This window comes from Microcoleus sp. Aus8_D2 (assembly GCF_036702665.1).
In the GTDB taxonomy this organism is placed as follows: Bacteria; Cyanobacteriota; Cyanobacteriia; order Cyanobacteriales; family Microcoleaceae; genus Microcoleus.
Map to the genome: position 1 here is coordinate 1 of NZ_JAUBUN010000088.1, position 7620 is coordinate 7620.

Annotated in this window: 4 protein-coding genes; 1 reads left to right on the forward strand and 3 read right to left on the reverse strand. The window is 48.2% G+C overall.

Translation table 11 applies throughout. The annotated features are described in order from the left end of the window. From QUB64_RS32540 to QUB64_RS32550, 3 genes are all read right to left on the reverse strand, one after another. On the reverse strand, positions 1-1826 hold a 1826-nt coding region (locus QUB64_RS32540; protein WP_333394344.1), incomplete at its 3' end, for a two-partner secretion domain-containing protein. A gap of 902 nt (positions 1827-2728) precedes the next feature. Beyond that, positions 2729-4645 (reverse strand): DUF3352 domain-containing protein, encoded by a 1917-nt coding sequence (locus QUB64_RS32545; protein ID WP_333278704.1) that lies wholly within the window; start codon positions 4643-4645, stop codon positions 2729-2731. A 239-nt stretch (positions 4646-4884) separates the two neighbouring features. After that, positions 4885-5976, reverse strand: a complete 1092-nt coding sequence (locus QUB64_RS32550) for a hypothetical protein (RefSeq protein WP_333278706.1) — start codon at positions 5974-5976, stop codon at positions 4885-4887. 254 nt (positions 5977-6230) lie between these two features. On the opposite strand from QUB64_RS32550, the gene QUB64_RS32555 reads away from it, so the two are divergent. Next, positions 6231-7469, forward strand: coding sequence for an LL-diaminopimelate aminotransferase (locus tag QUB64_RS32555; protein ID WP_333278708.1), 1239 nt, complete (start codon positions 6231-6233; stop codon positions 7467-7469). Positions 7470-7620 lie beyond the last annotated feature (151 nt).

Here is a 7620-nt window from a genome sequence, read left to right on the forward strand (position 1 = left end):
GCGGGTGTGGGTGCGGGTGTGGGTGCGGGTGTGGGTGCGGGTGTGGGTGCGGGTGTGGGTGCGGGTGTGGGTGCGGGAGTTGGTTCGGGTGTGGGTGTGGGTGTGGGTGTGGGTGTGGGTGTGGGTGTGGGTGTGGGTGTTGGTTCGGGTGTGGGTGTGGGTGTGGGTGCGGGAGTTGGTTCGGGTTTTGGTGTGACTGAAGAAGCCGTAATGCTAATTGTCGTCGGCCCTTCTTTCTTAGGGTTTTCGCTGGAATAACCTCCGGATGCAATAACATTTTCCTTCTTCTCGCTCCCAGTGGCAATGCTGCCAGCAGTACCGTTCACTTTTTTATAGTCGGGCCCGACGCCGAAAGGAGCGTTCAAGGCTTGGCCGCCGTGGCGAATGGTGATATCTCCACCATTCGCGCTACCAGTCGCGGCCGCGGAAATGCTGCAAGCTTGCGCCAAGCAGGTAAAAGTGTCTGTAGCTCGGAAATAACGGCCGGCTGTAATGTCAATATTTCCTCCGCGTGTTCGCCCTTGGGTGTTGATACCGGTTACTTGAATGTCGTTGCGGGCGTTGAGGGTGACTTCGCCGCCTTGTTTATCTTGGGAGCTGGCGTCTATGAAGCCTGTTTGAATGATGCTTGAGGCTGTAATACTAATATCTCCGGCGTTGCTGTTTTTGTCGCTGGAGCCTGCGTTGATATTGCCTGTTTCTACTTTTCCTTCACGGCTGGTGACGCTGATGTTGCCGCCTGCTGCGGTGGTGGAGTTGGAGTTGAGAGCGAGTGTGGTAATGTCGCCCCTGGCTTGTAGGACGATCGCACCTTGTGTACTCGTCAGGTTGCCGCTGGCTGCAAGGGTGTTGGCTGCTTGAATGTCGATCGCCCCAGCGCTGGCACCTTTGACTGCAACGTCCCCCGCAGCTACTACTCGGTTAGACGCTGTAAGTACCAATTGACCGCTAGCATTGACGCTGATGCCTGTAGCATTCGTTTGACCGACCCCTGTCAGCAGTTCGGGCAAGGATGTGGGCGCTGTTCCAGTGGTGCTTGTCGCTGACGACGGCTTGATGTCCAAACTCAGCAAAGTGTTTCCCAGGCTGATTCGCACTAAATTTGTCCCAGTGACTGACGCAACGGTAATTTTACCGCCTGGTGCCGAAAGATTGCCTGTGCTGACAACGGTGCCGCCGAGCAAGGTTAAGTTCCCTGACTTGACTGCTAAGTCGGCTGTGTTGATAATTGCCCCTGCTTGAGCGACTCCAAAAGCAAAGGAATTGGGCGTGCCCGTCAGAGATGTGTAGGTGTTAGTACCGACAGCGTTAAACGAATTAGAACCAAATCCAATACTGGTGGCCGTGGTTGCTGTGAAAGAAGCCGGCACATTTAAGCTGGCACTGTTGCCAAATATGATGCCCGAGGGATTCATCAGAAACAAGTTAGCATTAGCGCCGCCGGTTACTTTAATTGAGCCGTTAATAATCGAAGGGCTGCCGCCGTTGATGCGCGCTAAAATGTTGCTAATGTTGGAGTTTAAAATAAAGTTGGCTATCTGATTTTGCGACAAATCGAATTGTGTAAAACTGTGGAAGAGATTTTGTTTGTCGCTCGATAATTGTCCGCCTTGAATGTCGAAGCGAGTTTGCGGTGTAGGAGTTCCGCTTGGGGTGGGAGTGACTTTAGTGCCAGTTTCATCGTTCGCTGGCACAATTTGACCTTCGGCTTTTGCTTGCAAAAAGTAAAGATTTATTAAGACTATTTGCAGAGAAAGTGCCAGTTTGCGGATTCTTTGTTGAGACAGTAATTTAGCCTGAATTTGAATATTATTGGCGGTTTTCATAGGTTTTTCAAGTGTAAAACATATATATCACAATAATAGCGTATCTTCTCCACAATCTAAATATAACTCGGTAGAATCTGTATCTGCCGCATGACCTATTAAAAACAACGGCATTTTAGACGCACTCCGATGCCGAGAAACCTGTTTTTTAAACTATTATTGAGAGTTTCAACGCCGGACGGGGCTAAAAACCCGGTTCTGCGTCCAAGACTGAGCGGTCAAAAATCCCGGTCAAAAATCTTTCCTTTGCTGTTCTCAAAAACAACACAGCTATCTCTACAATAGCCTGTAATGAAAATTCTGACAAGCAGGAGTAAGTAAATTTTTTAAGGTGTTCAGAAACCGGGTTGTTTACGAAAATACTTAGTTGCAGTCAAAGACTGGAGTTGAAAAACTAAGGTTTGAAGGTTTGTGCGCCTAAGTCCTGTTCTTCCGACTTCACGCTTGACTTCCATCCTTTACATCCGTTACATCTGGCGCCAGCGAATCCGTTGCTGAACTTCCTAATTTTTACCCGATCGTGTAGCCTTTATAGCCTTCTTCCTTCTTCCGACTTCACGCTTGACTTCGGTCAACTGTCACTGTCAACTCTTCCTTGTTCCTCCTGTCAACTGTCAAGCGGTCAACTGTCAAGCGGTCAACTGTCAAGCGGTCAACTCTTTCTTCTTCCTAGGGCTATAAGGCAAATTTTGATGGTGTTCAGAAACCCGGTTTATTTAACCGGGTTTTTCGGTTTCTTGGTGTGAGGTTTGGTGAAGTAAAACAACTTAAATCCGGCTCAATTTCCCTCTTGCAGTCAAATCCGTTATTGCCGGTTTCCATCGGCTGCTTTTCGGTTTTAATCGATCGCCCTTTTGCTGTTTAACCGGTTGTCCGGGCGGATTTGTGTAATAATTTAACAGTTAATTGGGTGAAGTTTGGACGGTGGGCGAGGGGCTGGGTGAATCAGGGCTGGGTGAATCAGGGCTTGGTGAATCAGGGCTCGGTGAAGCAGGGCTCGCTGAATCAGGGCTCGGTGAAGCAGGGCTTGGTGAAGATGGACTCGGTGAAGCAGGGCTTGGTGAAGATGGACTCGGTGAAGATGAACTCGGTGAGGGCTTTGGTGAAGATGAACTCGGTGAAGATGGACTCGGTGAGGGCTTTGGTGAAGGAGTGGATTGGTCTGACTTTTTGAGTCCGACAAAAGCGTCGTAGCGGGTGGTACGATCGCCAATAACGGCCGCTGTAATGCCGATCGACCGCGTGGCGTCAATCCAGATTTTTTGGCTGGGAGGAAACTCGGGCAAAGCTAGGTTTTTCGGGTTAAACGCACTCTCGGTGTCGATGAAGAAATTGCCGTTGTGAGGCTTAAGTTGCGATCGTACAGTTTTTTGGAACAATTCGCTACTTAAAAGCGGACTTTTCGGCGCCGGAACAATCGCGTCAACCACGGGAGCTCCTACTGTGATAAATGCTACATCATTCATCCAGCCGCGAGTTACAGTAATCCCTCCAAACGCCGATGTCCATTTAGTCGCAGGTTGGCCGCCAAGTTGAATTTCCTCAACTCTAAACCCTTTAGTTTTCATCGTTTCATCAAGCTGTTTCAGGGATTTGTTGGCGGCGCTGCGGTTGTTTGTTTCCACCATAAATACAAATCCCGCAGCAAATTTGTCTTTGGGATTCTGCGCGGGGGCTGGTATTAATGATAGAGAAAATTCTCCCGCCATCCAGTTGATGAAATCTTTATCTAAATCCTGGCCAGTAGTCGATTTTAAACCTGTGCGCAAAACCTGGGGATTAATCGGAGCCAGCGGGTTAGCATCGGCTCCCAATACGTAGTCTTGCCACAAACGCTGCAAGTTGCCGCCGGATACCATCATGATTGTAGTGCTGGGCAGGCGGTTAGCCATTTTTAGAGCGTTGTTTTCTACTGCTATACGCATCGTAGAGTCTGGTTTCAGCCAAGAGATTGATTTGAATCCAATTCCTTCTGCATCCAGCGTCGCTGTGGTGGCAAATCCTTGATTTTGTTGCAGTTTTTCGAGGTTTTCCGCCGAAATTTCGCGGGATGAGTTGGCGGCTGTAAAGGCTGCTGCAACGGGCATATTCACGTAGATTTGACCGAAGGCACCGGAATCTTTGATTTGTTGGATGGCGTCTCCATAGCCCGGGGTTTTGGCGAGGGATGGTTCGCCTTTGTAGGTGTCAATTATTCTGTCTGTGGCGGTGGAATCTGTGGTGACTGCTAAATAGTTTGTGCCCAGTACCGCGACTGAGAAATTGCGATCGGGTATACCTTGAGTTTCTGTAACTTGCACCCCTTTGTAATTGCGCTCAACCATTTTTCCTTGGTTGAGGGGTCTGGGTTTTGCTAATAATTCTTTGGCTTTAATCGGGTTGGAGATGGGCAGGATAATTGCTACTGACTGCTGAATTGGCTGAGGCGGGGGCGCGTTGGGCGCGCGCGGGGGGACTGGTATTGCTGTTTTGTTGCGGAGAAAGGCCACCATTGCTGTGTTACCCACCCAAGGCTGAATGTCTTGCGCGTAGGCGTAACCGTTGCTGGTGAGGAGGCGATCGCGCAATTCGCTTAAAAACCTTTCAAACGAAGCTTTCGACTCCGGCGTGCCAAATTCTCGCAGTCTTTTCCACTGCGATTCATCGGTGGTGATGGATAGGGTCATCATCGCATCTTGGGGGACAACGGTTGCTCCCGCCGGCAAATCTTTGGCGGGCCCGCGGGAAATAACGATCGAGTACGCGAGGATACCTAAACCGATCAGAAGTGTGGCGGCTCCGATCGTAAACAGCAGGGAAGATTTATCTTTCTTAAACATTATTCGTAAGGTTCGGGTGCTCGCAACATGATAGATGATTTCCTTGCCTAATGTAGCAGAATTTGAAGGAAAAGAGAAAAAGAAGAGCGGGCGGTTGAAACCGCGTAAGCGTCAAACTTTCACCCGACGGGAGCGGGTTGAAGGCAAAGCCTTAAAATCACCTTTTTATCTTCAGTCCGCGGGGAGTGGACATTGTTTGACTTTCTGGCGGTTTCTACCGCCGTCTTATCTTAATTGAATCAGTTTCGAGCCTTAAAGTCTTTAAAGATCGTTTGAAATGAGTACATCAGCCGATGGACATCATTTGTGGCTCTAGGAAAAATGTTTAGTTCCCATTTTTTGCGAGCTGTAGTCAGCAGTTTTGCTACGGGTTGAGAGTAACTGTTGGAAATGAAATAGCTGCCGCCTTCGTAGCGGATATCTGATGCCAATCCGATAAAAGCCCCGGCAATTTCTAGTTGAATTTCCGAGGTGCAGTGCTCAGATTTTACTGCTAAAATTACTTGCGAGTGTCGGGGTTCGCGGTTGAGCAAGCGACAGATATTCGCTTCTTTTTGGGACAAAATTAACAGGTTGCAATTGTGCAGAACTCCGGCTCTACCTTGGACTTTGACTCCGAGGTGAATTTCCAGGGCTGGTTTGTCGGGAAATTCCACCACAGCATGAGTGTATGGATGTGCTGTTCCGTGGATTTTTCCCGCTGTTTTTCTAAAGGTTAAATATTTCGGTGTTTCGTCTTCTAAAACATTGTTATAATAGATATTGGCACCTTCATTAGCAACTGCTTTCAGCAGAATCGTGAACAGATAAGTATCAAAAATTCTGGCTTGTTCTGTCGCTCCGTGCAAATCTGGATCGATCGAGCTTTTTAATTTGCTCTTAATTTCGGAATTGATGGCGTAGTTGCTCGGCCCGGAGGGCAGTTTTTCGAGTAATTGCTGGAGGGCGATCGCCTGTTTGTGGCGTGGGGCTGTCACGCTGGAGGTAAACTCGATTGTTTGGGCTGTTTTTGCGCCGGAATTGGCAAAGATAATTTTGGTACCGAGGGGAGAGGTTTCCGATTCTACTTTCAAGAAATAAGCAATTTCGTCTTCCATTTCGGAAGTGTTCACCGTCGCTTGTTCGACAGCAGCAATTAACAGCAAAAGTTGTTCTTTTGCGGTATAATCTTCTATCTTAAGGAGCGGTGTCTTTCGTTTGAGCGATCGCTCTTCAATTACCTTACCTATCTCTACAGTATCCGCTACTTGTTGAACTACCCAACCTAAATTAAACTCATTCAGAATTGCCGCCAGTTCTTGATACAGTTTGGCGTACTCTATCTCATCCATAATTGGTTCTGCGCTGCACACTATTCTAATTATACAAGCAGATTTGATTTTTTTGTCAATGGCTGTGAGCGACTGCGCAGATTCCCTGTAATGGCGGATTGGGCTAGTGTTAGAGTGTCCGAGTGGGGAAAATCTTCCCTCGAACCCGAACATCCATCCGTTAAATCCAGTAGCTTGCTCGTTGCCGAACTTACTTCTGCTTGAGAGAGACAATTGGGAGTAAGCTATTGTACGACATTGAGAGCGATCGCACTATGGCAACTATCAACGACAACTACCTCAAACTCAAAGCCGGCTACCTGTTTCCCGAAATCGGGCGCAGGGTGAAAGCCTACGCAGACGCGAATCCCGGTGCACCCATCATCCGGCTGGGGATTGGCGACGTAACGGAACCCCTACCAGCAGCTTGTCGCGAGGCGATGGTGAAAGCGGTAGCAGACATGGGTTCGCGGGATACCTTCAAAGGATACGGCCCGGAACAAGGTTATGAATGGCTGCGGCAGAAAATTGCCGAGCACGATTTCCAATCGCGGGGATGCGAGATTGATGCTTCGGAAATCTTTATTTCGGACGGTTCTAAGTGCGACTGCGGCAACATTCTCGATATCTTTGGCAATAATAATACGATCGCAGTTACAGATCCAGTCTACCCCGTGTACGTAGACACTAACGTCATGGCCGGACATACCGGAGATGCGAACGAAAAAGGCGAGTACGAAGGTTTTGTCTACCTACCAATATCCGCAGACAACAATTTTACGGCCCAAATTCCCACAGACCAAAAAGTCGATTTAATTTACCTGTGTTTTCCCAACAATCCGACGGGCGCAACCGCAACCAAAGAACACTTGCAAGCTTGGGTAAACTATGCTAAGGCGAACGGTTCGATTATTTTCTTCGATGCAGCCTACGAAGCCTATATTACCGATCCGAGTCTACCACATTCCATCTACGAGATTGAAGGGGCGCGCGATTGTGCGATCGAATTTCGTTCATTCTCAAAAAATGCAGGTTTCACAGGTACTCGCTGCGCCTTTACAGTAGTACCAAAAACCTTAACCGGAAAAGCAGCAGACGGTTCCGATGTCGAAATTTGGAAATTGTGGAACCGCCGCCAAGCCACCAAATTTAACGGAGTTTCTTACATCGTACAGCGCGGTGCAGAAGCCGTTTATTCTGAAGAAGGCAAAGCAGAAATCAAGGCATTAATCAATTTTTACATGGAAAATGCCAAGATAATTCGCGAGAAATTAACAGCGGCAGGAATCGAGGTTTATGGTGGCGAAAATGCACCTTACGTGTGGGTAAAAACACCTCACGGTTTGACGAGTTGGGAGTTTTTCGATAAGTTGCTGCAAACCGTGAATGTGGTAGGAACACCTGGTTCTGGTTTCGGTGCAGCGGGTGAAGGTTATTTCCGCATTTCCGCATTTAACAGTCGGGAAAATGTCGAAGAAGCAATGCGACGAATTGGGGCAGAGTTTAAGGTTTAATATCTCGTCCAGTTAATTACCCAAAATCAGGTTCGTAGTGAGGACTTCAGTCCTTCTTAAAGGTTCGTAGTGAGGACTTCAGTCCTTCTTAAAGGTTCGTAGTGAGGACTTCAGTCCTTCTTAAAGGTTCGTAGTGAGGACTTCAGTCCTT

Bases quoted from the DNA above. Each gene is read 5' to 3' on its own strand.
- QUB64_RS32555 (WP_333278708.1), top strand. From the start codon at position 6,231: ATGGCAACTATCAACGACAACTACCTCAAACTCAAAGCCGGCTACCTG.
- QUB64_RS32550 (WP_333278706.1), bottom strand. From the start codon at position 5,976: ATGGATGAGATAGAGTACGCCAAACTGTATCAAGAACTGGCGGCAATT.
- QUB64_RS32545 (WP_333278704.1), bottom strand. From the start codon at position 4,645: ATGTTTAAGAAAGATAAATCTTCCCTGCTGTTTACGATCGGAGCCGCC.